This window comes from uncultured Proteiniphilum sp. (assembly GCF_937873925.1).
Taxonomy (GTDB): Bacteria; Bacteroidota; Bacteroidia; order Bacteroidales; family Dysgonomonadaceae; genus Proteiniphilum.
On sequence record NZ_CALNAT010000027.1, the window covers coordinates 1 to 24621 of the forward strand.

Here is a 24621-nt window from a genome sequence, read left to right on the forward strand (position 1 = left end):
TTTCCTCCTTCATTTTTTTGCTCTGGGATGAGCGTAGTGATATGCTTTTTTCAATTCTTCAAAAGTAACATGTGTATAGACTTCCGTGGATGCAAGGCTGGAGTGTCCTAACAGTTCCTTTACCGAGTTTATCTCAGCTCCGTTGTTCAGCATTTCGGTGGCGAAAGAGTGGCGCAGTACGTGCGGGCTTTTTTTTGCCAGGGTGGGAATGCTGCTGAGATGATTGTGAATGACATTGTAAACAAGTTTAGGGTATAACGGCTCTCCATCTTCCTTAACAAACAGAAAAGGCGATTTGTTCTCGATTTCGGCGTCTCTGGCGGCGATGTATTCCTTCAGTTTTTCTTTTGTCGTGTCGGAGAAGGGGATAATGCGCTGCTTGTTGCGTTTCCCCGTTACCCGGAGGGTACATGCTCCGAAATCGATATCGGTATCTTTCAGGGCTATCAGTTCTGCCCGGCGCATGCCCGTAAGGTAGAGCAGCTCGATCAGGAACCGGTCGCGATGTCCCCGGAAATCATCGGAGTATTCCATCGGGTCGTCGATAACTTTAGTCATCTCCGGGTCGTTCACAAATGAGGGGAGTTTTTTGGTCGCTTTCGGTCCCGACACCGGTTCGACGGGATTTTGCACGATAACCCCTTTTTTTTTCAGGTACCGGAAGAATGATTTTACAGCGCTGAGTTTTCTGTTCACGGAACGGGCTTTCAACCCCTGTTCCATCAGGCGGCTCATCCAGATGCGGATGTGGGTGCTGTTGATGTGTGCGGGATCGAATGTGCCGCCCTCCTCAGTGATAAATTCTTCAAACTGAGTAAGGTCGTTGAAATAAGAAATCTCCGTGTGAGAAGAGTAGTTCTTCTCAACACGGAGATATTGTATGAATTTTTCCTTCCACATTTCGTTAGTCCGTCGATGAACTTACGAAAGTAAAGAAAATTTTTGAAATCCGAAAAAAATTATTCTTCGCTTTGTTGCATTTGCTGTACGTATACGGCGTGTTGTTTTCTCTTACGTTTATCCACCGAAGGTTTAATGAATGCCTGACGGCTACGCAGTTCTTTTACTACACCGGTTTTCTCATATTTGCGTTTGAATTTCTTCAGGGCCCTTTCTATATTTTCGCCCTCTTTTAATTGTACAATGATCATTTGTTACCTGTTTAATTATTTTTTATTGGAGATTATTGTAATGATAAATACCATACCTTAATATATATAGGCATTGCTTATGCTGCGGCTCAGCGGTCTGTCTTTTGTCCGGCCTGTGATTTAGCCTGAACCCTGCCGCAATTCGAACCCTGGCTCTTTCTTGATCCTTTGCCTGGCTCGTATGTATGCCGGCTCGCTGTTCCTGCTTCAGCCCTCAGCCTGTAAATTAACCGTTTTATTTCTTCTTTCTCTGTTTCCGGTTGTACAATAACCTCCTCTCTGTTTCGGGCTGCAAAGGTAAGAATAAAAATATAAATATCAATGTTATATGTGATCGATTTTTTTCAAAAAATAACCCGCATGCAATTATGCAGCAGGTCATTACCTTTTATGATCGCTATCGATTTTATTTCACCTCAGAGCTAATGTGTATTGTAAATCAACTGTTTGTGGTTTTATAGTAGCAATATGATCCTGATAAACTGGTGAATATCGGTGAGGTTATTGCTTATCTTATTTGTATTCATTAATTAATTCAACCCATTCATAAGCATCTGTTCTCTTAGAAACTTCATTTATTTCCTGATATTTTTATTCGTAATTTTCCCCTTCTCTTACAGTACAGCTTTTACTTGCCTCTCATTCAACCCTAATTTCTGCAATGGTTCTTCCGAAAACCGATCTTTGAAAAACGTAACTTTAAATCCGACTCCGTCTTCTTCCAAAATAGGCGTTGGTAATCCTGCTAACTTACAGGACATCTTGTTGTCATATACTCGAATCTGTGTCGGAGCACCCCTCTAATTTCGGTGTATAAGACTGTCTAAGAGCATTTCGCGAAGGGCTGCAACGGGATATTCATTTCATCGCCGATTAACGCCCGGAACAAATAGGGTACAAATATATGATAAAAAACAATATGCAAATATATTACCCACATTCTATAAAACAAAAACCGCAGTAAATCAACTATCTACTGCGGTTTGATAATATTGGACTATTGTTTCTAATCGTCTTTACTTTACTTCCTCGAAATCTACGTCTGTAACATCATCGCGGGAAGATTGGTTGTTGTTCTGTGACGACTGCTGACCTCCGTCTGCTCCGGGTTGTGGACCCGTCTGGGCGTTGGTGGCATTGTACATGTCCTGTGATGCTGCCTGGAAAGCTGTATTCAGCTCATTGGTGGCAGCGTCGATGCCATCAATATTTTGTGCTTTATGTGCTTCCTTCAGTTTATTGAGGGCTGCTTCTATCGGCGCTTTCTTATCGGCGGGAATCTTATCTCCCAGATCCTTCAATTGTTTTTCTGTCTGGAAGATAGTAGAGTCCGCGTGATTCAGTTTGTCGATACGTTCTTTCTCTTTCTTGTCGGCTTCGGCATTAGCGGCAGCTTCTTCTTTCATCCGTTTGATCTCATCGTCACTCAGGCCTGAAGAAGCTTCGATACGTATTTTTTGTTCTTTGGCCGTTGCCTTGTCCTTGGCGGAAACGCTCAGAATACCGTTGGCATCGATGTCGAATGTTACTTCGATCTGGGGAATTCCACGCGGGGATGGTGGAATACCATCGAGGTTGAATACCCCGATCTGTTTGTTATCGCGCGCCATGGAGCGTTCGCCCTGCAACACGTTGATCTGTACGGAAGGTTGGTTGTCGGCTGCCGTAGAGAATACCTCGCTCTTTTTGGTAGGGATCGTGGTGTTTGCATCGATCAGCTTGGTCATTACACCGCCCAGCGTTTCAATACCGAGTGAAAGAGGCGTTACATCCAGCAAAAGCACATCTTTTACCTCTCCTGACAGCACAGCACCCTGAATAGCGGCGCCGATGGCAACCACCTCATCCGGGTTTACCCCTTTATGTGGTTTTTTTCCGAACAGTTTTTCCACCATATCCTGAACGGCCGGTATACGGGTGGAACCGCCCACCAGGATGACCTCGTCGATATCGGAGTTGGTCATTCCAGCGTCTTTCATTGCTGTCTGGCAGGGCTCCTTGCATTTCTGCAGCAGATCATCGATCAGCTGTTCGAATTTAGCGCGGGTGAGCGTTTTAACCAAGTGTTTCGGAATACCGTTCACCGGCATGATGTAAGGAAGGTTGATCTCAGTGCTGGTAGCGCTTGAAAGTTCAATCTTTGCTTTCTCGGCAGCTTCTTTCAGCCGTTGAAGCGCCATGGGGTCTTTACGCAGGTCCACTCCTTCATCTTTCATAAACTCATCGGCCAGCCAGTCGATGATGCGATGGTCGAAATCATCCCCTCCCAAGTGGGTATTACCATTGGTGGATTTCACCTCGAAAACGCCGTCACCCAGTTCCAGGATAGAGATATCGAAAGTACCTCCTCCCAGGTCGAATACGGCCACCTTGGAGTCTTTGCTCTGCTTGTCCAGTCCATAGGCCAATGCGGCGGCCGTGGGTTCGTTGACGATACGCCGGACGGTCAGTCCCGCGATCTCACCTGCCTCTTTGGTAGCCTGCCGTTGTGCGTCGCTAAAATATGCCGGCACGGTGATCACCGCCTCTTTGACTTCCTGCCCGAGGTGGTCTTCGGCTGTCTTTTTCATCTTTTGCAGTACGATCGCCGAAATTTCCTGCGGAGTATAAAAATGCCCGTTGATATCGACACGCGGCGTGTTATTATCCCCCTTGACTACCTTATAAGGTACGCGGCCGATCTCTTTCTGCACCTGATCGAATGTTTCCCCCATGAACGTTTTGATGGAGGAGATGGTATTATTGGGGTTGGTGATGGCTTGCCGCTTGGCGGGGTCACCCACTTTCCGTTCACCGTTATCCATAAAAGCCACTACCGAAGGTGTGGTCCGTTTGCCTTCGTTATTGGGTATTACAACGGGTTCGTTGCCTTCCATTACGGCCACGCAAGAATTGGTTGTCCCTAAGTCTATTCCTATTATTTTTCCCATAATTTATTGTGTTGTTATATTTATACGATTATTTTACTTTTTCTATCAAGGTGTAGGCCCCCGGAACGATTATTTAATTGATCGATTTGTTGATAGGTAATTATTAAATCGGTCCCTTATCAGATCATTAAATCGGCTTACATCCTCGTTTCTTTTCTATTCCTGTTTTACCTGTTCGTCGAAAATCCACCGATGACGCCGGTTTATTTTTTGACTTACTATTTCTTTTTCAAATGTTGTGCCAAATTTTTAAGTCGAGAGAATTCTGCCAATATGACGGTCAAGGTTTCCGGTGAAGATTTATACTTTCCGGGATCCTCTTTTTCAAAAATAATCTTTACCTTTGGAAAAGTTCAAAAACGGCGGGGTTTGTGCGCCTTGCAATGAAGATAATAATTTTAAGCCCGACCACTATGTATACACAACAAGACCTGGAATTACTGAGGGAGAAAGGGATCTCACAGGATCAGATCGATACGCAACTGGATTATTTCAGCACCGGATTTCCCTATCTTTCTATCGTGGCTGCCGCTTCCGTGGAGAGAGGTGTTCTGAAAATAGGAGAAGAAGAGGAAAAGGTATACCTGGATGCATGGCAGGATTTTTTGAACAGCGGGAAAAAGGTGACTAAATTCGTGCCGGCTTCCGGTGCAGCCAGTCGCATGTTTAAAGATCTGTTCGCCTTTTTGGAGGCTGATTATGAAGAGCCGTCAACTCCGTTTGAGAAAGAGTTTTTCGACCGGATTCAACAGTTTGCATTTTTCGGTCCTCTCGATGAAACATGTAAGAATTTGTTCGAAAAGGATGTGGCCACATTGTGCAAAGAAGGACGGTATAAAGATGTGGTATCCTCATTACTTAGTCCCGGGGGGATGGATTACGGGAATATGCCCAAGGGGTTGCTTCTTTTCCATAAATATCCCGAAGGAAACAGGACTCCTGTGGGAGAGCATCTTACGGAAGGAACGTTCTATGCTAAAAATAGAGCGGAAGAGGTGAATGTTCACTTCACCGTATCTCCGGAACATAAAGAGATGTTTGAACTGCTGGTTGCAGCCAGGAAGTTGAACTATGAGTTTAAGCTGGGCGCCACTTTCTCGGTATCCTATAGTATTCAGAAACCAGCTACCGACACCATCGCCGTGGATATGAACAATGAACCTTTCAGGAATGAGGACGGCTCCCTGCTGTTTCGTCCCGGTGGGCACGGAGCGCTGATCGAAAACCTGAACGATATAGACTCGGATGTGATATTTATTAAAAATATCGACAATGTGGTCCCTGACAGGCTGAAGGAAAACGAGGCGCATTATAAAAGATTGCTGGCAGGCATCCTTGTGGCCATGCAGAAGCGCACCCATAATTACCTGAACCGGCTGGAATCGGGGGAGGCCACTAGGGATGAACTGGCGGAAATGCTGGCTTTTACCGAGAAGGAGTTGTTGATCTCTCACTCCGGACAGTTCGCCTCAAATGAAGAATTGAAAAAATACCTGAAAAGAAAACTCGATCGTCCTTTCCGTGTCTGTGGGATGGTGAAGAATGAGGGTGAACCGGGCGGCGGCCCTTTTATTGTTGTCAATGCCGATGGAACCGCCTCTCCCCAGATACTGGAGAGTTCCCAGATCGATAAGAATGATCCCGCTGCGATGGAGGCATTCAGGAACAGTTCCCATTTTAATCCCGTGGATGTGGTGTGCGGGGTGAAATGCAATCAGGGAAACAAGTACAACCTGACAAAATTTGTGGACCGGAATACCGGATTCATCTCGTACAAATCAAAAAACGGAAAAGAACTGAAAGCATTGGAATTACCCGGATTGTGGAATGGAGCTATGAGCAACTGGAACACCATTTTCGTAGAGGTGCCTGTCTCCACTTTCAATCCGGTGAAGACGGTGAATGACCTGTTGCGACCGGAGCATCAGTAAATTTTATACAATATTTCCTCAAAAAAGCCGTTTACAGCCAAAACGGACCGGTTTGAAATTTCACATCCCATATACCCTGCTGGCTGCTGCGTGGCTGCTGCTTTCGTGTAATCAGGCAAAACTGAGTGACGCGCGGGGGCAGTACCTTCGTGGAGAATATTATACCGCGAGTGAAACCTACAGAAAACTATACCGTAATGTCCCGCGCGAGGAGCGAACGCAACGGGGCATCATTGCTTTTGAGATGGCGGAGAACTATCGCAGACTCAATCAATCTGCCCGGGCCGTAACCGCTTATAATAACGCTATCCGTTATGGGTATCCCGATACGGTGATGTATCTTCACTATGCCCGGATGCTTCACAGGGAAGGAAAATATGAAACAGCGGCAGAGGCGTACCGCCGATTCCTGGCATTCAGGCCGGACGACCCGCTTGCTTGCAACGGTCTTCGTGGTGCGGAACTGGCGATGGAATGGAGTGAAAATCCTACGCGATATACAGTGCAACGGTTGGAATTATTTAATTCCAACCGGGGAGAATTCAGTCCGATGCTCTCTCCGGAGGGAGACCTGCTCTATTTTACCTCTTCGAGAGAAGATGCCCTCGGTGAAGAGAAGAGTCCCGTTACCGGAATGAAATACAACGATCTTTTCCGCTCGGTCAGAAATGTGCACGGAGAATGGCAGAAGCCGGAACGGATCGAATCGGGGATCAACAGCGATCACGATGAAGGCACACCCTCTCTTTCGCCGGATGGGGAATGGATGTACTATACCTTCGGCTATGCCGATCCCAACCGACCTGCTACCGCGAAGATTTATCTCTCCGCATGGGTCAATGGCAGGTGGAGCGAGGGCCGGCCTCTGGAGATCGTGAAGGATGACTCGGTGTCGGTTTTCGCCCATCCGGCTGTCTCCCCTTCGGGCCGTTATCTCTACTTTGTTTCCGATATGCCGGGCGGATATGGCGGTAAAGATATCTGGAGAGCAGCAATCCGGAATAATAATGAGAGCTTTTTTATAGAGAATCTGGGGCCGGAGATCAATACGGCGGGTGACGAACTTTTCCCCTATCTGCGTAACGACACCACCCTTTATTTCTCCTCCGACGGGCATCCGGGGATGGGAGGGCTGGACCTGTTCATGGCCGTCGGGCAGGGAGAATCGCGCAGTGCCTTCCCGCAGAGGGTGCCCCTGGCGACGGCTGCGGAAGAAGCGGGCAGATGGCGGGTACGTAACCTGCAATCGCCCCTCAACTCGCCGGCCGATGATTTCGGTATTACGTTCGGTCCCGAGGGAGAAAAAGGATTTTTCAGCTCTAACCGGAATGATGTGCGCGGATATGATCATATCTATTCTTTTGCTTATCCCGAAGCAAGGGTCTGGATAGAAGGCTTTGCCGTAGATCAGGAAGATGAATTTATACCGGGTGCGGTTGTAATTGTGGTGGGAAGTGACGGATCGCAACTCCGGTTTGTGACCGGCGAACAGGGAAATTATCGATTCAGAGCCGAAAGAGGGGCGGATTATCTGTTGATGGCAGGCGCGGAGGGTTTTCTCAATCAGAAGCAGACATTCCATACCTCCCCCGCGGAGAAGGATACGATTTATTATGTTGATTTTGAAATGGTACCTTATCATAAGCCAGTGGTGCTGGAAAATATATTCTACGATTTCGACCGTGCTACGTTGCGTCCGGAATCGAAAGAAGGATTGGATATATTGATTGCCCTGCTCAACGATAACCCTTCTGTTGCGATAAAACTTGGTGCCCATACCGATCGCAAAGGGTCGGACGAATACAATCACGATCTCTCTTTGCGCCGTGCGCAATCGGTAGTGAATTATCTCGTAGCCCACGGTGTGGATGCACAACGCTTGTCGGCGCAGGGCTTCGGTAAAACCCAACCGGTGAGAGTGACGAAAAGAATAGCGGACCAATTCGATTTTCTGAAGGAAGGAGATGTGTTGACAGGAGAATTTATTGAAACCCTTGCGATTGACCAACAGGGGATTGCTGATCAGATCAACCGCAGAACATCATTCGAAGTGATCGAGAACGATTTTATATTGCATTGATAACAGAAGAAAGTTTGTTAATTATAAAAAATTACACTTCCGATCAAGAAATAAAAACATGTCGGTAAAATTTGCTACTTTTGGAATATGGTTTTGTAACGGATATACAATAGGGTATATGGATCACGGATAAATTTGTCCGGCTCCAGAATAGAACTATAATACGTTAAAAAGAATGGCATACATTGATTATTACAAAATATTGGGTATTGAAAGGAATGCATCGGCGGAAGATATTAAAAAGGCTTACCGAAAGCTGGCGCGTAAACTACATCCCGATCTGAATCCCAATGATAAGGAAGCGCACAAAAAATTTCAGGAACTCAATGAAGCCAACGAGGTATTGAGCGATCCGGAAAAGCGGGCTAAATATGATCAATACGGAGAGAATTGGAAGCATGGCGCAGAGTATGAAAAAGAGCAGCAGCAATATCGCCGGCAACAACCATGGCGTGACCCGGAAGAAGGGTATACATTCTATACGGAAGGCGACTTTTCGGATGCTGATTTCTCCGACTTTTTCCATTCTATGTTCGGTAGCGGATTCAGCCGGCGGGAGAGCGGCGGGGGCAGCCGGAAATTCAGGGGAGGGGATTATCAGGCCGAATTGCATCTGACCCTTCGCCAGGCCATGCAGACGCATCAACAGACGCTGTCTGTCGACGGGAAGAATATACGTATTACGATACCTGCCGGCGTGTCCGACGGACAGAAAATTAAGCTGGCGGGATACGGTCGTCCCGGCGTGAACGGCGGTCCTGCCGGCGATTTGTATATTACGTTCGTGGTTGAAGAAGATCCTCTATTTAAACGGTTGGGTGATGATCTCTACACCGAGGAAACGGTTGATCTATATACGGCCGTATTGGGGGGAGAAATAACGATAAATGCCCTGGACGGACAAGTAAAAATGACGATAAAACCCGGTACCCAGCCCAATTCTAAACTGCGCTTGAAAGGCAAGGGATTTCCCGTGTACAAGAAAGACGGTCGCTTCGGTGATCTCTATGTAACCCTGAAGATCGTTCTCCCCGAACATCTCTCAGAGAGGGAAAAAGCATTATTTACCGAATTGTCAAAAATGAGAAAACAATGAGCGGAAACAGATTATTATACAACGAGTGCCTGAGAGTCTATGAGGTAGAAGAATCATTCATCGAATCACTGCGGGAAGTAGGGCTGGTCCATGTGATCCATCAGGATGAAGAGCGATTTATCGAGTACGATGATTTGTCCGATCTTGAACAGTTTGTCCGGTGGCATTATGATATGGATATTAATGTGGAAGGGATTGAAGCACTCTATCATATGCTGGAAAGAATAAGGTCGTTACAGTCGGAGATGGACCGGATACGCAGCGAGTTGCAGTTCTATAAATCCATAGGATACTGACATGGATGTATTCTTCAGATACGGTTGCCTGACGATTTTGCTCCTTGCCGGAATATTTTCCCTTTCCGCACAGGAACTGAACGCTGTCGTAAAGGTAAACAGTTCCAGGATTCAGGGTGCGAATAGACAGATATTCAGTACTCTTGAAGAGGCATTGCATGCTTTTATCAACGGACGCAAATGGACGGACACCCCACTTCGGGCAGAAGAACGGGTGAATTGTTCTTTTACCCTTGTTATTACCGAAGCGCTTTCATCCAATTCCTTCCGCGGTGAGTTGTATGTACAGTCGCACCGCCCGGTGGAAAACAGTACTTACCTCACTCCTATGCTGAACCTGAGAGATACGGAGATGGAATTCGACTACACGGAATATCAACCCTTGCAGTTTGATCCCTCCTTTATTCAGGGGAATCTGGCGGCAACCATCGCTTATTATGCTTATCTGATCCTGGGACTCGATTTCGATTCCCGCTTACCATTGGGCGGAACTTCTTGTTTCCGTCGGATGGAATTGATCGCCGCCAATGTGCAGTCCTACGGATGGAAAGGGTGGGAGCGGCGTAATAACCGGGGCCGTTCGGCTATTGGGGCTGCCTTTAACGACGGGGCACTGGAAGAATACCGGCAGATGTGGTTCGATTATCACCGCAGGGGACTGGATATGTTGTCCGGGAACGGCGAAACGGGATCGGAAAAAATAGTCTCTTCGATCCTGTTCATGTCGGCGTTGCAGGTGAAACGCCCGGCTACTGTGCTGATCACGCTTTTTGGAGACGCCAAACTCGAAGAGATGGTAACCCTCCTTTCCAAAGCCGATGTCCCGGAAAAACGGCAGGCCTATAATGCCCTTTTGAAATTATACCCCGCCCGCAACGCGGAATTGGAGAAGTGGAGATAAAAGAACGTTTTCGTTAAGCTGAATGAGCAAAGGCAAACTTGTTTTAACTTTGCCATAGCGGGAAAACGACTAATTTTAATGGAATATATGTTGAAGTCGCTATATATACAGAATTTCGCATTGATCGATTCGCTCAGGATCGCATTCGATTCCGGTTTTTCAGTGATCTCCGGTGAGACGGGTGCGGGCAAATCGATTATCCTTGGTGCCCTCTCGCTGATCCTCGGGCAGCGTGCTGATACGAGACATATTAAGCAGGGCTCCGAAAAATGTGTCATTGAAGGCGTTTTCGATCTTTCAGCCTACGATCTTGCGCCTTTTTTTGAGGAACTGGACTGGGTGTACGAGGGTGACGAGTGCATCCTTCGCCGGGAAATATGGAATAACGGGAAATCACGTGCTTTTGTGAACGACTCGCCGGTCTATCTGAATGACCTGAAAGGATTAGGTGATAAACTGATAGATATTCATTCCCAACACCAAAACCTGTCACTCAACGATAACCTTTTTCAGTTGAATGTGGTGGATCTGCTTGCCGATACGGCGATGGAACGTGCGGAGTTTGGAAAGGCCTATACCGCCTACCGTTCATCGGAGAAAGCGATGAACGACCTCCGGGAGCAGTCCCGCAAAAACCGGGAAGAGGAAGATTACCTCAGGTTTCAATATACGGCGCTTGCGGAGGCGAACCTGCAACCGGGAGAACAGGAGCGGTTAGAGGAAGAACTGGAGACTGTGACGCATGCCGAAGAGATCAAGACGGGACTTTTCGCGGTAACCTCGCTCTTATCGGAGGATGAGCGGAGTGTGGAGTCGATGCTGCGGACAGTGGCCGATACGCTGCATAATGTACAGCGCTTCTATCCTCGGTTGGCTGAGGTGGCAGCCAGGGTGGATTCCGTCTTTATAGAGCTGAAAGATGTGCGTGAGGAGATCTCCGGGTATTTTGAAGAAGTGGAGTTTGATCCCGGCCGCAGGCAGTTGCTGGAAGAGCGGCTGAGTACCCTCTACGACCTGCAGAAGAAACATTCCGTCACCACCGTGGAAGAGTTGACCGGCTTGCGCGATAAAATGGCCCGGAAACTGGAGAATATTGATTCGCTCGATGAACGGTTGAAAGCGTTGGAAAAGGAGACGGAAGAGAAAAAGAAGACGATGATGGCAAAAGCAGGTTCGTTAAGCAAAAAGAGAAAGGACGCCGCACCCCGCATCGAAAAAGAACTTGTTGAGAGACTGGCTTATCTGAGGATGCCCAATGTAAAGTTCCTCTGTGATTTCAAAACCAAAGAGATCCCTGACGTTACAGGGGCTGATACCGTTCAGTTTCTTTTCTCGGCCAATAAAAATGTGGCGCTGCAGCTGGTTTCACAAATTGCTTCGGGCGGAGAGATGTCACGCCTGATGTTGTGCATCAAGGCGATGATCGCAGGAGCCACTTCACTTCCTACCATCATTTTCGATGAGATCGATACCGGTACATCGGGTGAAGTCGCCGACAGGGTAGGTGCTATCATGGAGGAAATGGGAACCCGGATGCAGGTGATCGGCATTACGCATCTTCCCCAGATCGCTTCCAAAGGGAGCACCCATTTTCTGGTCTACAAGGAGGAGGGGGACAATATTGTAACGACAAGGATAAAAGAACTGACTTCCGGCGAGCGGGTGCAGGAAATTGCCCGGATGCTGAGCGGTGCGAAAATTACGGAACAGGCGGTAGAGAACGCAAAAGTGATGTTGAATAGAAACAAAATATGAAGGAAAAAGAGATGATCTTCGGCATCCGTGCCGTTATTGAAGCGGTGGAAGCCGGAAAGGATATCGACAAGGTGCTGGTGAAGCGCGAGCTGTCGGGTGAGTTGTTTATGGAGTTGCAGGAGCAGCTCCGCCGGTATGAGATACCCATGCAGAAGGTTCCGTTGGAGCGGATAGACCGTATCACCCGGAAGAATCATCAGGGAGTGATCGCGTTCACTTCCGCCGTTACCTACCAGAAACTGGAGAATATTGTGCCTCTGCTCTATGAAAAGGGGAAGAACCCGTTTATTCTGGTGTTGGACGGACTGACTGATGTCCGTAATTTCGGGGCTATCGCGCGGACATGCGAAGTGGCCGGTGTGGATGCCATGGTGATTCCTGCCAGAGGAAGCGTGTCGGTGAATGCCGATGCGATAAAAACTTCTGCCGGTGCGTTACATTCTATCCCCGTCTGCCGGGAGAAGAGCCTGAAAGAGGCGATCGTCTTTCTCAAAGAGAGCGGAATAAAAGTAGTGGCTGCCACAGAAAAAGCCGCCTCATTTTATACTCAAACGGATCTTTCCGTGCCGGTCGCTATTGTGATGGGGTCGGAGGATACGGGTGTGGCTCCCGAGCATCTCCGTATCTGCGACGAACTGGTGAGGATTCCCCAGTCCGGGACAATTCAGTCGTTGAATGTATCGGTCGCGGCGGGCGTGTTGATCTATGAGGTCGTGAGGCAGAGGAGGCTGATTTTATAAGGTAATGATGTGACGATGAAATTAATGTGAAAATGTGAACCGGTTAATAGGATGATTTGTTGATGTGCTAATTGGCAATTATAATCTGTTAATTAGCACATCAATAAATCTACTAATTAATTTATTCTCTTAAGAAACAAAATCAATTCAAGTGTTTTAATGCATTTTTTGAACGGATAAAAACGTCCTGGAATGCTTCACTCTAAAAAAATAATATGAAAAGAGTAATTTCAACAAACAGTGCGCCTGCGGCGATAGGCCCTTATAGTCAGGCTATCGAAACGAACGGGATGATATTCCTATCGGGAATGTTGCCCATTGACCCATCCACCGGAAATATTATCCCGGGCAGCGTGAAAGAGCAAACCACTCAGATATTCAATAATATAGAAACAGTGCTGATAGCTGCCGGTGCCGGTATGGACAATATTGTAAAAACGACGGTATTTCTGGAGGATATGTCCTTATTCGGGGAAATGAACGAAGTGTATGCCTCCCGTTTTACCGGTACTTTTCCCGCACGTTCAGCCTTTGCCGTAAAAGCCCTTCCGAAAAACGCTTTGGTGGAAATAGAAGTGATCGCCGTAAAATGAAGACAATAGGAAATGTGATCTGGGTGGTATTCGGAGGTGTTTTTATCGCTATTGAATACCTGTTGGGCAGCGTTGCACTGATGGTGACTATCATCGGTATTCCTTTCGGGCTTCAGTCGTTAAAGCTGGCTGAAGTGGCGTTGTGGCCTTTCGGTAAAAAGGTTGTGCAAAAAGATACATCCTCAGGATGCTTGTCGTTTCTTATGAATGTGATCTGGTTTTTTGTGGGAGGACTTCCCATTGTGCTCACCCATCTGCTGTTCGGCCTGCTCTTTTACATTACCATTATCGGTATCCCTTTCGGTAATCAGCATTTTAAACTGATGGGATTGGCGCTCACCCCTTTCGGAAGAACGATTTTGAACAAATAGACGGAAGCCTGTTTTACTCAACCGGCTATTTTGGCCGTATGGGTTGATAGGCAGACGTTCTTTCCCGAATATATGAACTTTCCCTTTACTCGAATATTGCCGGAAGATCTTCGTCCTCTTGTTCTTCAGGAGGTTCTTTTTTTACCATAAAGGCGCTGATCTCCCATAACATATAAATAGGTATGGTTACCACGAAAAGAGAGAAGGGATCACCCGAAGGAGTAATGAGCGCGGCAGCTAAGAGTGAGCCTATAACGGCATGGCGACGGTATTTCCGGAAAAAAGGGCGGTAAATCAGTCCGAGCTTGGATAACAACCAGAACACCAGCGGCAGTTCGAAAACCAATCCCATGATCAGGATAAGGGTGTAGAAGTTGTTCATGTAGGAATCGAGCGAGATCATGTTCTCAATGGATTCGCTGAGCTCAAAGGTGATAAGAAAACGGAATATCAGGGGAAAGACAATAAAATAGCCCACCATACAACCTATTATGAACATGACACCCCCGAATCCGAAGGCGGTCTTTACCCCTTTTGCCTCGTTGTCATAGAGCGCGGGACTTATAAACCGCCATAACTCATACAGGATGTAAGGGATAGTACAAAGTACACCGAATGCCAGCGAAGTAGAGATGTAAGTCATGAACTGCGTGGTCATGTTGATATTGAGCATCTCGACTGAAAATGAATCCGCAGAAAAATCAGGTAAAAAAGGAATGTATTTACTCGCCTTTTCAAAAAAACGATAGGTAATAAAATCCGACGAACGGGCCGCAAGGATAATGGTGTCGAAGATTTTTGGGATAACGATGAAACCTACGACAGAGAAAGCAATAACAGCTATAATAATACGAATAAGGGTCCATCGGAATTCTTCCAGATGATCCCAAAAAGACATTTCTTTCTCTGACATTTCTATCCTGAGCTATATAATAGATAGGTAAACACGAAAACAACCGGACTTGACCGGATTTGCGTTCGAAATGATAAACTCTTATGATAATAACCATGAAAGAAAAACCCACCGGAATAATCTGGCAGGTTTCTTCCGTTACTTTGCTAAGTGTTAGGCGTTGAATTTTTTTCTGTCGGATTGGTTTTGATATCCTCTTCAATATCATTCAATCCTTTCTTGAAACTGTTGATGCCTTTGCCGAGACCTTTCATGAATTCGGGTATTTTTTTTCCTCCGAAAAGAATCAGGATAACCAGAACTATGATAGGTATTTCCCACCCGTTTAAGTTGATAAGTAGTGGATTCATAAGTGCGATATATTTAATTTGTTTATACTTTCCGATTGCTATAAGATGCAAATATAGAACTTATTTATGGATATTAGAGAGAATATTATAATAAAGTTTTCAAAAAAATGTGCCGGCTTGATTTTACTGATGCCTCAGAATGACAGCCAGATCCATATGAATGGGCAGATGGTCGCTGAATCCGCCTATATAGCGGGGGCCCATATTTGTCCTGTAGGTTTTTTTCCCATAATACTTTTCATCATCTTCCAGCAGAAAATCTGCCCTGAAGATATGTGCTTCATTGTTTTTTACGTGTATACTATTCTCTTTCATTAATAGGTTTCCGCTTACGATAAACTGATCGAGTACCTCCCATTTTCCCTGGTACTTATAAGAGCCGAACCCGGGGTCTTTTGTCCGGTGGTGAAAGAGATTGTACAACTTGTCCCTTTGAAGAGGCGGCTGTATGCTCCCTGCCTCCAGTATTTGGGAAAGACTCTTGTCGCCGGGGTGATCGTTAAAATCACCCATGATAACGATATGGGCGTTCTCCCGGAGGGCAAACAGGCTGTCGGCTTTGTTTTTCAGAAGAGCGGCTGTTTCCAGGCGCGCAGGTTCCGTCTCCCGCTGTCCCCCGCTACGGGAAGGAAAGTGGCAGACAAACAGGTCGAGGGTGTCCCCGTTGAGAACTTCTCCCGCGACATGAAGAATGTTGCGCGTCGGCCCGATATTCTTCCGGCTGAATCTTATCTCGTATTCAGTGATGTGCAACGGCCTGAATTGATGGCGCTGGTAGAGCAACGCCACATCAATTCCTCTCTCGTCGGGCGAGTCGGTGGTAATATATGCGTAATCCTGCGCCCGTAAAGGGGACCGTTTGGTGAGATCAAAAAGGACTGAGTCGTTCTCTATCTCGCACAGCCCGACCAATGCCGGGGACTGCATGCCGCCCACGGCCGTGACCACACGGGTAATGTTGCGCAGTTTTTCCCGATATTTCCACGATGTCCACTTCATAAAACCATCCGGCAGAAAGTCGTCGTCGTCTTTCAGCGGATCATCATGGATGTCGAACAGATTCTCGACATTGTAGAACATAATGCGGAAATTGTTCTGAGAAACGACTTCCACAGAGTGAACAATCAAGAAAGAGCCGAGTAGGATGATAAGGCGCATTGTTCACATATTTTCCAGGATCTTTATCAGGAAATCCCAGAATTTACCCACCGAAGAGATCTTCATTTTTTCGTCGGGTGAATGTACGTCTGTCATATCCGGCCCTATCGAGATCATATCGAGGTGCGGATATTTCTCAAGGAACAACCCGCACTCAAGGCCTGCATGGATCGCCTTTACTTTGGGGTTCTTGCCGAAGAGTGTTTTGTATTCTTTTTGCGCCAGTTTCAGGATATTGGAATCGGGATTGGGTTGCCATCCCGGATACCCGTCATTGTGGGTCACTTTTGTGCCGGCCAGTTCAAATACCGATGATACCATATTCACCACATATTCTTTTTGGGATTCCACGGAACTGCGTTGGCTGGTGCCGACCTCAATCTGGTGATTATCGACCATTTTCACAGATGCCAGGTTGGTGGAGGTCTCCACCAGTCCGGGGATATCGTAACTCATGCCGATGACCCCGTGCGGACAGGCATATAGTGCGCTGATCAATTTCTCCGTGATCTTTTTGTTGATCACTTTCGAGGGGATCTGTACTGATTCCAGTTGAATGTCGAGGCTGGGGTCGGTATGTTTATATTCCTCCTGTACCTGGGCCAGGAAAGTGTTTAGTTTTACACGGACGTCTTCCTTGTATTTTTCTTTTACGCCCAATAGCGCGAATGCTTCCCGCGGAATGGCGTTGTGCAGGTTTCCACCGCCGATCTCAGACAGGACCATGCCATATTTTTTGCGTGTAATGGAGTGCAGAAAGCGGGTGAGTATCTTGTTGGCATTCCCCAGTTTTTTATCGATATCACTGCCCGAATGTCCTCCGCGCAGGCCTTTTACCTGTACCCTGAACCAGAAGTATTTCTTGGGTACCTCTTTTTCTTTGTATTTGAAATAGGCTTTTGTGCCCTTTCCGCCGGCACAACCTATATAGATCTCACCTTCCTCTTCCGTGTCGAGATTGATCAGGATGCTGCCGGTGAGAAAATCTTTTTCGAGAGAGTTGGCTCCCGTAAGGCCGGTCTCTTCATCCACGGTGAAAAGCGCTTCAATCTTACCGTGCGAAATATCATCCGCTGCCAGCAGGGCTAACTGGGCAGCTACCCCTATACCGTTATCTGCTCCCAGCGTAGTGCCGTTGGCCTTTATCCAGTCACCGTCGATAATTGTTTCGATGGGATCATTGTCGAAATCATGCGTCACATCCGAATTTTTCTCGCAAACCATATCCACGTGCGATTGCAGGATCACAGTCGGAACATCTTCTTTGCCGGGAGTGGCGGGTTTGGTTATCAGGAGATTGCCCGCCTTGTCCTGTTTAGCTTCCAGATTATGCTGACGGGCAAAATCAAGCAGGTAGGCAAGAATTCTTTCCTCTTTTTTGGATGGTCTCGGGATCTGTGTGATCTGGTAAAAATAGTTCCAGATGGCGGAAGGTTGTAAATCTGTTATCATCATATCATTTATTTTTGAGGCGTATAGAGAAAGTAAAAATACAAGAAAAATGGTACATGGACAAAAAAATTAGCATCTTTAATTTGAAAAAATGTGATTTAATTGGCTAATTAGAGTATCTTTGCGGCATTAAAGGCATCATTATTATGATAAAAATACTCGTTATAGGCTCCATTATCCTGTTCATCGCTATTTTATTGATGGGGATGCGTGTTTTTTTTACCAGGAAAGGAGAGTTTCCCAGCCTCCATATCGGTGATAGTAAGCCGTTACAGGAGAGAGGGATCCATTGCGCCACATCTCAGGATTCGGAGATGAGCAGAAGAGAAAGTCCGATAGAGAAAATGTTGAAATCAGAATAAATTTAAATCTCTCAAAAATGAAGAATTCTACTCTTTACATCGCCAGCGGTGTGTTGGCGGTCGCAATCATTATTCTTTACATCTTACACTTTACTTCCAAACCATCCGTTAACGGAACCAACGGAAAGAATCTTTCTGCTTTGCTGAACGACTCTTCCATTACATTGCCCGTTGCGTATGTTAACGTGGATTCGCTTTTGATGAATTACAATTTCGCCAAGGATCTCAACGAATCGCTGTTGAGAAAAGAAGAGAGTACCCGTGCGACATTGAATCAAAGGCAAGGGCAGATTAATTCCGCAGCTGCTGATTTTGAACGTAAATTGCGTAACAATGCTTTCTTGAGCCAGGAAAGGGCACAACAAGAGCAGGAGCGGATCTTGCAAATGAATCAGGAATACCAGCAACTGGCCGAACGGTTGACACAGGAATTCATGTTGGAACAGGAAAAATTGAATATGCAGATGGAAGATACCATCAAAGCAAAAATGAAGGAGTTCAATCTGGACAAAAGATACGAGATTATCTTCAATAACAGAACGACAAGTACTATTCTGTTCGCTGAGAAAAAATATGATATTACCAAGGAGGTGATTGAGTTTCTGAACAGCAAGTACGGTCCTGTCACGGCTGCTCCTGCTTCAGGGAAGTAATCAATCTTTTTACCGTCTTTAGGGAGGAAATTGAGGGTATATCACCATGTGATGCTACCCTTTTTTTCTTTTATTCCCGTTTGATGACGAACTGAAATGTTCGATCCTCAGGGATTTTTAGTTTAAAAATCTTTATTCACTGTTCTGAATAGATTGACCGATGAAGCATTGGAAGGCATATATCGAAAGACAGAGACCGGAATATCTGCATGTCACAATTCCCCCGGAAACGGCGGCAGATATTGTTGTGGTGATTCCCTGCTATAATGAACCCGCTCTTTTCGACACATTGCATAATCTCCGTGCATCTGATAGTCCGAAAGCAAACGTGTTGACGGTAATCGTGTTCAATTCAAGCGTACTTAGCAATGAAAACGCTGTAAGGCAGAATAAGATATCCTATGAGCAGGCCGTATTGTTCGCCGACCGTTACAATAAACCTGGTTTTGGGTTCTTTTCACTATTATTTGAAGATTTGCCGAGGAAACATGCCGGCGTGGGGCTGGCACGAAGAATAGGAATGGACCTGGCTGTGGAGCATTTTCTTCGTAACGGGAAGCCCCGGGGAGTGATTATTTCGCTGGATGCCGATTGCACGGTATCGGCTAATTTTTTTACCACCATATGGGAGGCCTTCTCGCATGATAAGTCCCTGAACACCACTATTCATGATTTCCGTCATCGGCTGGAGAAGGATGGCCCGGTACCCGAGAGTGCGGCGAGACAATACGAGGCCTATATCCGTTATTTTCGTACAATGCTGGAATATACGGGATTTCCCTGCTATTATCATACGGTGGGTTCTGCTTTCGCTGTCTCGGCGGAAGCTTATGTGCGTGTGGGGGGTATGGGACGCCAGCAGGGAGGGGAAGATTTCTATTTCCTGCAAAAAATATTTGCACTTGGAAATATTCGTGAGTTGAAAGATACCCGGGTCTTCCCGATGGCACGTCTTTCAGATCGGGTTCCGTTCGGTACGGGACCTTCATTACAAAAGATAAAAGATGAACCCGAAGGCAACATAAGGGCTTATTCTGAGAAGTCGTTCCATATATTGAAAGAGTTTTTCGACATGAAAGATGTTTTTTTCGGGAAAGATCCGCAATCGGCCGAAGCAATGACAAAAGCATTGCATCCGTCGTTGCAACAATTCCTGAAAGAGATTGATTTCCCCGGACTGGTCAGGGATTGTAATGAAAACAGCGCCTCACCGGCCACATTCCGGAAACGATTCTTTCATCATTTCAATGCTTTCAGGATCATCAAGTATCTTAACCGGGTGCATCCCGATCCTTTCCCGTATGAAAGTTTTGCTTCATTGGTTGACAAATACTAGATGTCGTTTTGCGGTTTGACTGGTATTTTGTAATTTTGTGTTCAAAATGTAAGAATATTCTTTCATAATTCTAAAATGGAGTGTTATGCCGGTTCTTAACGGAGTTGAAATCATCAGCGCTTTTCTGGTCTTGTTCGCGATCATCGATGTGACGGGATCGGTACCTATTTTTCTGAATCTGAGAAGTCAGAACAGAACGATCCATCCGGAGAAGGCGGCTTCCTATTCGCTCATAATATTAGTAGGTTTTTTATTTATCGGAGAGTGGATATTGAAACTCTTCCAACTCGATGTCTCTGCTTTTGCCGTTGCCGGGGCTGTTGTACTCCTGATCCTATCCATAGAGATGATTTTCGGTGTGGAAATATTCAAAAACGACAATACCGCTGCGGATAACTCATCCACACTGTTCCCGGTAGTATTTCCGCTGATCGCCGGGCCCGGGAGTTTCACCACCCTGCTTTCCATGCGCGCGGAATTTCATATAGTGAACATCATTATCGCTGTGGTGCTGAATCTGGTCATCGTCTATCTTGTATTGAGGTATCTCGACATGGTGAAGAAATTATTGGGTGAGAGCGGTGCCTATATCCTCCGTAAATTTTTTGGTGTTATTCTGATGGCGATATCGGTGAAACTGCTTACTTCCAATCTGGCTACTCTTATTTCCACTGTGAACGGAACGGGTGCATAAAAACTGTCTCTGACTTATATAAGGGCTGTTACCAACATTTAACCCAACTTTCTCTCTGCAGGCAACCCCGAATAGCAAAAAAACAACTATATTTGTGCGGAAATTCGGACAGGTTTGTTTATGGATATCAGGTTCTTTTTTCATCAATTGGGATTTTCAAATTAATCTATTTATAAAATTCAGCAACATGAGAATTGTAAGTGTTTTAGGACGGGAAATTTTGGATTCAAGAGGCAATCCGACCGTTGAAGTGGATGTGTTGACAGAATCGGGCGCATTTGGACGTGCGGCCGTTCCATCGGGCGCTTCCACAGGAGAGAACGAAGCTTTGGAACTCCGCGACGGAGATAAAAGCCGTTATCTGGGAAAAGGTGTGTTGAAAGCTGTGGCAAATATCAACGATACGATAGCGCCGGCCCTGTTAGGTATGAATGTGCTGGAACAGACACAGATCGATGCCAGATTGCTTGAACTGGACGGTACGAAAACAAAATCGAACCTCGGAGCAAATGCACTTTTGGGTGTATCTCTGGCAGTAGCCAAGGCTGCGGCCAACTATCTCGGCCTGCCGCTCTATCGTTATATTGGCGGTACCAACACCTATGTATTGCCTGTTCCCATGATGAATATCATCAACGGAGGCTCTCACTCCGACGCTCCTATCGCGTTCCAGGAATTTATGATCCGCCCTGTGGGTGCCAATTCTTTCAAAGAAGGACTACGTATGGGTGCCGAAGTATTCCATGCGTTGAAGAAAGTACTTCATGACAAAGGACTGAGTACAGCTGTAGGCGATGAAGGCGGTTTCGCTCCCAATCTTGCCGGAGGTACCGAAGAGGCCCTCGAATCGATTCTGACTGCTATTAAGAATGCAGGTTACGAGCCGGGAAAAGATGTGATGATCGGACTCGATTGCGCTTCTTCCGAATTCTACAAAGACGGCGTATATGACTATGCTAAATTTGAAGGTGTAAACGGAAAAAAACGTTCACGTGAAGAGCAGGCTGCCTATCTGGAAGAACTGATCACGAAATATCCCATCGATTCAATCGAAGACGGTATGAGTGAAAACGACTGGGAAGGATGGAAGCTGCTGACCGATAAAATCGGCAACCGGTGCCAGTTGGTGGGTGACGACCTGTTCGTGACCAATGTTGAATTCCTTGAAAGAGGAATCAAAGAGGGTTGCGGAAACTCTATCCTGATCAAGGTGAACCAGATCGGAACGCTTACCGAAACGTTGAATGCCATCGAAATGGCACACAGAAACGGATATACCAGCGTAACTTCACACCGTTCAGGTGAAACCGAAGACGCTACTATTGCTGATATCTCTGTGGCTACCAATGCCGGACAGATCAAGACCGGTTCTTTGAGCCGTTCGGACCGTATGGCCAAATACAACCAGTTGCTCCGTATTGAAGAAGAACTGGGCGACCGCGCCGTTTACGGATACAGGAAGATCAGATAATAATTTTCTTGATACATTCTACCATAAAGGCCATCCTTCGGGGTGGCTTTTTTATGTAATTGATCGATTCTTTTTATATCTTTGTTTCTGACAAGTAAACAAATCAATACAGACATCAATGTAACAGCAAAACAGAGCTTGCCAGGGCTCGACTAAACGGAAATAAATTATGAAGAATAATTTTAATAGAAAAGCATTTGCAGGAATATCAGTCTCTATCTCCGTATTATCCTCCGTGTTTGGTCAGGAAACCCAAAAAAATCCCAACATCATCATTATCATGGCAGATCAGTTACGTGCCGACTTAATGCAGCGTGAAGGGTACCCTTTAAACACAATGCCTTTTACCGATAGTTTGGCAGAGAAAGGGACGTGGTTTAACCGGGCATATACGGCAGCTCCGGCGAGCGGTCCCGCCCGCGTCTCCATGTTAACGGGAAGATTCCCCAGTGCAACCCATGTGCGTTCCAATCACAATATTAAGGATGCCTTTTATACGAAAGATCTCTTCGATGTGGCCAGGGAACAAGGATATACAACGGTCCTGATCGGGAAAAATCATTCTCACCTTTCTCCCGACCGGGTAGATTATTGGAGCCCTTATAATCACGACGGACAGGATTCAAAAGATAAAAGTGAAATCGGCCAAGCATTCGATAAATATTTAAAAACGCTGGATATGTATGCCGATATGCAACCTTCTCCGTATGGAGTAGAGGCTCAATTACCGCATCGCATGGTAGATGATGCCTCTCATTGGATCGATTCCGTATCGGATAAGCCTTTTTTGATGTGGTTTTCTATCGCAGAGCCGCATAATCCGTATCAAACATGTGAACCTTATTATTCTATGTTTCCCCCCGAATCATTGCCTCCGATGAAGAGTAGTGCTGAGGATATGAAAATAAAGGGTGAAGAATATGTATTGCTTTCAGAAATGATGGGACAAGGGCATGTCGGTTATCAAAAGAATTTGCAACGCTTACGTTCAATTTACCACGGAATGTTACGGATGATTGATGATCAACTGGCTCGTTTTGTAGATGAATTGAAGAAAAAGGGAGTATATGATAATACTATTATCGTGTTTATTGCAGATCACGGTGATTATGTGGGAGAATACGGTTTAATGAAAAAAGGGGTCGGACTGGATGATGTCATTGCCCGTATACCCATGCAATGGACCGGACCCGGAATAAAAGCCTCAGTAAACCCCCATGAAGGCCATGTAAGTATTATCGATATCTTCCCTACGATATGTGAAGTAATGGGTGCAGATATTCCGGCAGGAGTACAGGGACGCAGTTTGTGGCCTCTATTGCAAGGGAAAGAATATCCTGAAGAAGAATTTGAGAGCGTGATGTCTCAGGATGGATTTGGAGGAATGTACTATACCAGAAATGATGCTACAGACTATAGAGAAGAAGGAGCTGTGGGGAAAAAAGGACTATTTTTTGACGAGTTGAATACATGGACGCAAAGCGGTACTATGCGTATGCTTCGCAAAGGCGATTGGAAATTAGTGTATGATATGGATGGAAACGGTCAGCTCTATAATTTGAAAGACGATCCTTCGGAACTGGATAATCTCTTCGGAGACAAGGCTTATGAAATCATTAAAAATGAAATGGTTGAAAATTTATTAAGATGGGAAATATCTGCACAGGATCCTATTCCTGTACCGAGACAAAGATATCGGTTTAAAAGGAATGAGCATAATTATTTATTCCGTTGATTAATAAATTAATAGAGGTATAAGAGACTAGCCAGTCAATGGTTTCAGGTATTATCCCAAATAAAGATGCTTGAAAAAATAAGGCGTAATGTGGGTTCTTGTCCGGTCGTAAAGATTAATGACCTCAATGCGTTTTGTCGCGGAGAATGACCCCATATCCATATCGCCATTGATGACTATAACACCCATTAGTATAATATATTGACAATGAAACTCGGTACTGGTCACAAGCTCCCGGATTCTGTTGTCGATGGCTTCATAAATAACTTCGGTCGCTTCATAAAGAGGTTCTCCGGCAGAGAATATCCTCTCTTTCTTATCAAAAAGAATCTGCTCTCTGGTATTCATCTGGTAGTCCAGTTCTGTTACCTTACCTTGCCTTTCCTTTCTCTATGATATTGTTGAGCAGCTTGTCCAATGCGCCCGGGGCTGCACCGCAACAGTTGGATAGTTCGCTTTGTCTCTTGCCTATATGCCCATCTCTCGAAATACCGATATGCGGACCGTAATAAATAAAGGTTGATGGAGTCAATAGTTGTCAGCGCATTGGGATAATGCTTTCTTACAATTTCTAATCGTTTCTTTTTTAGCAAATAGGGTGTATTTTATTCAATTTCTCCTTATTGCCTGTAACAACTTACTCCGCCACCTTC

General features: G+C 45.8%; 24 protein-coding genes and 1 pseudogene. 15 read left to right on the top strand and 10 right to left on the bottom strand.

Annotated elements, in window-relative coordinates; translation table 11 throughout:
* Nucleotides 1-9: 9 nt before the first annotated feature.
* The 4 genes from Q0502_RS01635 to dnaK form a co-directional block, all read right to left on the bottom strand.
* Nucleotides 10-900: a tyrosine recombinase XerC gene (locus Q0502_RS01635; RefSeq protein WP_298646369.1), complete on the bottom strand. Its 891-nt coding sequence runs from the start codon at nt 898-900 to the stop codon at nt 10-12.
* Between the two features lie 59 nt (nt 901-959).
* The gene (gene rpsU / locus Q0502_RS01640; RefSeq protein ID WP_298646371.1) at nt 960-1151 is read right to left on the bottom strand and encodes a 30S ribosomal protein S21; all 192 of its coding nucleotides are present in this window, start codon (nt 1149-1151) and stop codon (nt 960-962) included.
* Nucleotides 1152-1765: 614 nt separating this feature from the next.
* On the bottom strand, nt 1766-1912 hold the full coding sequence (locus tag Q0502_RS01645) for a hypothetical protein (protein ID WP_298646373.1): 147 nt from the start codon (nt 1910-1912) through the stop codon (nt 1766-1768).
* A 255-nt stretch (nt 1913-2167) separates the two neighbouring features.
* Nucleotides 2168-4081: a molecular chaperone DnaK gene (dnaK, locus tag Q0502_RS01650; protein WP_298646374.1), complete on the bottom strand. Its 1914-nt coding sequence runs from the start codon at nt 4079-4081 to the stop codon at nt 2168-2170.
* 413 nt (nt 4082-4494) lie between these two features.
* On the opposite strand from dnaK, the gene Q0502_RS01655 reads away from it, so the two are divergent.
* The 9 genes from Q0502_RS01655 to Q0502_RS01695 all read left to right on the top strand — a co-directional run bounded on the left by Q0502_RS01655 (nt 4495) and on the right by Q0502_RS01695 (nt 13844).
* Nucleotides 4495-6012: a DUF4301 family protein gene (locus Q0502_RS01655; RefSeq protein ID WP_298646376.1), complete on the top strand. Its 1518-nt coding sequence runs from the start codon at nt 4495-4497 to the stop codon at nt 6010-6012.
* 52 nt (nt 6013-6064) lie between these two features.
* Entirely contained in the window at nt 6065-8092 is a 2028-nt protein-coding gene (locus Q0502_RS01660; RefSeq protein ID WP_298646378.1) for an OmpA family protein, read from the top strand.
* Nucleotides 8093-8267: 175 nt separating this feature from the next.
* Nucleotides 8268-9188 (top strand): J domain-containing protein, encoded by a 921-nt coding sequence (locus tag Q0502_RS01665; protein WP_298646380.1) that lies wholly within the window; start codon nt 8268-8270, stop codon nt 9186-9188.
* Nucleotides 9185-9484: a chaperone modulator CbpM gene (locus tag Q0502_RS01670; RefSeq protein ID WP_298646381.1), complete on the top strand. Its 300-nt coding sequence runs from the start codon at nt 9185-9187 to the stop codon at nt 9482-9484. The genes Q0502_RS01665 and Q0502_RS01670 overlap by 4 nt, the downstream gene beginning before the upstream one ends.
* Nucleotide 9485: 1 nt before the next feature.
* Nucleotides 9486-10385, top strand: a complete 900-nt coding sequence (locus tag Q0502_RS01675) for a DUF4835 family protein (RefSeq protein WP_298646383.1) — start codon at nt 9486-9488, stop codon at nt 10383-10385.
* 87 nt (nt 10386-10472) lie between these two features.
* A complete protein-coding gene (gene recN, locus Q0502_RS01680) occupies nt 10473-12140 on the top strand; it encodes a DNA repair protein RecN (RefSeq protein WP_298646410.1) in 1668 nt (555 codons plus the stop codon).
* The gene (rlmB, locus tag Q0502_RS01685; protein ID WP_298646385.1) at nt 12137-12880 is read left to right on the top strand and encodes a 23S rRNA (guanosine(2251)-2'-O)-methyltransferase RlmB; all 744 of its coding nucleotides are present in this window, start codon (nt 12137-12139) and stop codon (nt 12878-12880) included. The genes recN and rlmB overlap by 4 nt, the downstream gene beginning before the upstream one ends.
* Before the next feature lie 215 nt (nt 12881-13095).
* Nucleotides 13096-13473 (top strand): RidA family protein, encoded by a 378-nt coding sequence (locus Q0502_RS01690; protein ID WP_298646387.1) that lies wholly within the window; start codon nt 13096-13098, stop codon nt 13471-13473.
* The gene (locus tag Q0502_RS01695) at nt 13470-13844 is read left to right on the top strand and encodes a YccF domain-containing protein (RefSeq protein ID WP_298646389.1); all 375 of its coding nucleotides are present in this window, start codon (nt 13470-13472) and stop codon (nt 13842-13844) included. The genes Q0502_RS01690 and Q0502_RS01695 overlap by 4 nt, the downstream gene beginning before the upstream one ends.
* A gap of 85 nt (nt 13845-13929) precedes the next feature.
* Here the strand turns inward: Q0502_RS01695 and tatC are convergent, their stop codons facing one another.
* The 4 genes from tatC to Q0502_RS01715 form a co-directional block, all read right to left on the bottom strand.
* On the bottom strand, nt 13930-14757 hold the full coding sequence (tatC, locus tag Q0502_RS01700; RefSeq protein WP_298646391.1) for a twin-arginine translocase subunit TatC: 828 nt from the start codon (nt 14755-14757) through the stop codon (nt 13930-13932).
* A 146-nt stretch (nt 14758-14903) separates the two neighbouring features.
* Complete coding sequence (locus Q0502_RS01705) at nt 14904-15107, bottom strand: twin-arginine translocase TatA/TatE family subunit (RefSeq protein WP_298646393.1); 204 nt, start codon at nt 15105-15107, stop codon at nt 14904-14906.
* Between the two features lie 123 nt (nt 15108-15230).
* Nucleotides 15231-16265 (bottom strand): endonuclease/exonuclease/phosphatase family protein, encoded by a 1035-nt coding sequence (locus Q0502_RS01710; protein ID WP_298646395.1) that lies wholly within the window; start codon nt 16263-16265, stop codon nt 15231-15233.
* A 3-nt stretch (nt 16266-16268) separates the two neighbouring features.
* Nucleotides 16269-17720, bottom strand: coding sequence for an aminoacyl-histidine dipeptidase (locus tag Q0502_RS01715; RefSeq protein WP_298646397.1), 1452 nt, complete (start codon nt 17718-17720; stop codon nt 16269-16271).
* Nucleotides 17721-17863: 143 nt separating this feature from the next.
* Here Q0502_RS01715 and Q0502_RS01720 point away from each other — a divergent pair, with 143 nt between their 5' ends.
* The 6 genes from Q0502_RS01720 (at nt 17864) to Q0502_RS01745 (ending at nt 23968) form a co-directional block, all read left to right on the top strand.
* Entirely contained in the window at nt 17864-18079 is a 216-nt protein-coding gene (locus Q0502_RS01720; protein WP_298646399.1) for a hypothetical protein, read from the top strand.
* 17 nt (nt 18080-18096) lie between these two features.
* Complete coding sequence (locus Q0502_RS01725; RefSeq protein ID WP_298646401.1) at nt 18097-18732, top strand: OmpH family outer membrane protein; 636 nt, start codon at nt 18097-18099, stop codon at nt 18730-18732.
* Between the two features lie 160 nt (nt 18733-18892).
* Nucleotides 18893-20068 carry a hypothetical protein gene (locus tag Q0502_RS01730; protein ID WP_298646403.1) on the top strand — a complete coding sequence of 392 codons (1176 nt, stop codon included), beginning with the start codon at nt 18893-18895 and terminating at the stop codon, nt 20066-20068.
* A gap of 85 nt (nt 20069-20153) precedes the next feature.
* The gene (locus tag Q0502_RS01735) at nt 20154-20762 is read left to right on the top strand and encodes a MarC family protein (protein WP_298646405.1); all 609 of its coding nucleotides are present in this window, start codon (nt 20154-20156) and stop codon (nt 20760-20762) included.
* A 187-nt stretch (nt 20763-20949) separates the two neighbouring features.
* A complete protein-coding gene (eno, locus tag Q0502_RS01740; RefSeq protein ID WP_298646407.1) occupies nt 20950-22233 on the top strand; it encodes a phosphopyruvate hydratase in 1284 nt (427 codons plus the stop codon).
* 169 nt (nt 22234-22402) lie between these two features.
* Nucleotides 22403-23968, top strand: coding sequence for a sulfatase-like hydrolase/transferase (locus Q0502_RS01745; protein WP_298646409.1), 1566 nt, complete (start codon nt 22403-22405; stop codon nt 23966-23968).
* 51 nt (nt 23969-24019) lie between these two features.
* Here Q0502_RS01745 and Q0502_RS01750 read toward each other — a convergent pair.
* Together Q0502_RS01750 and Q0502_RS18900 are read right to left on the bottom strand one after the other, a co-directional pair.
* A pseudogene (locus Q0502_RS01750) lies at nt 24020-24337 on the bottom strand (hypothetical protein); the annotation flags it as partial.
* 1 nt (nt 24338) lies between these two features.
* Nucleotides 24339-24500 carry a hypothetical protein gene (locus Q0502_RS18900; RefSeq protein WP_366521727.1) on the bottom strand — a complete coding sequence of 54 codons (162 nt, stop codon included), beginning with the start codon at nt 24498-24500 and terminating at the stop codon, nt 24339-24341.
* Nucleotides 24501-24621 lie beyond the last annotated feature (121 nt).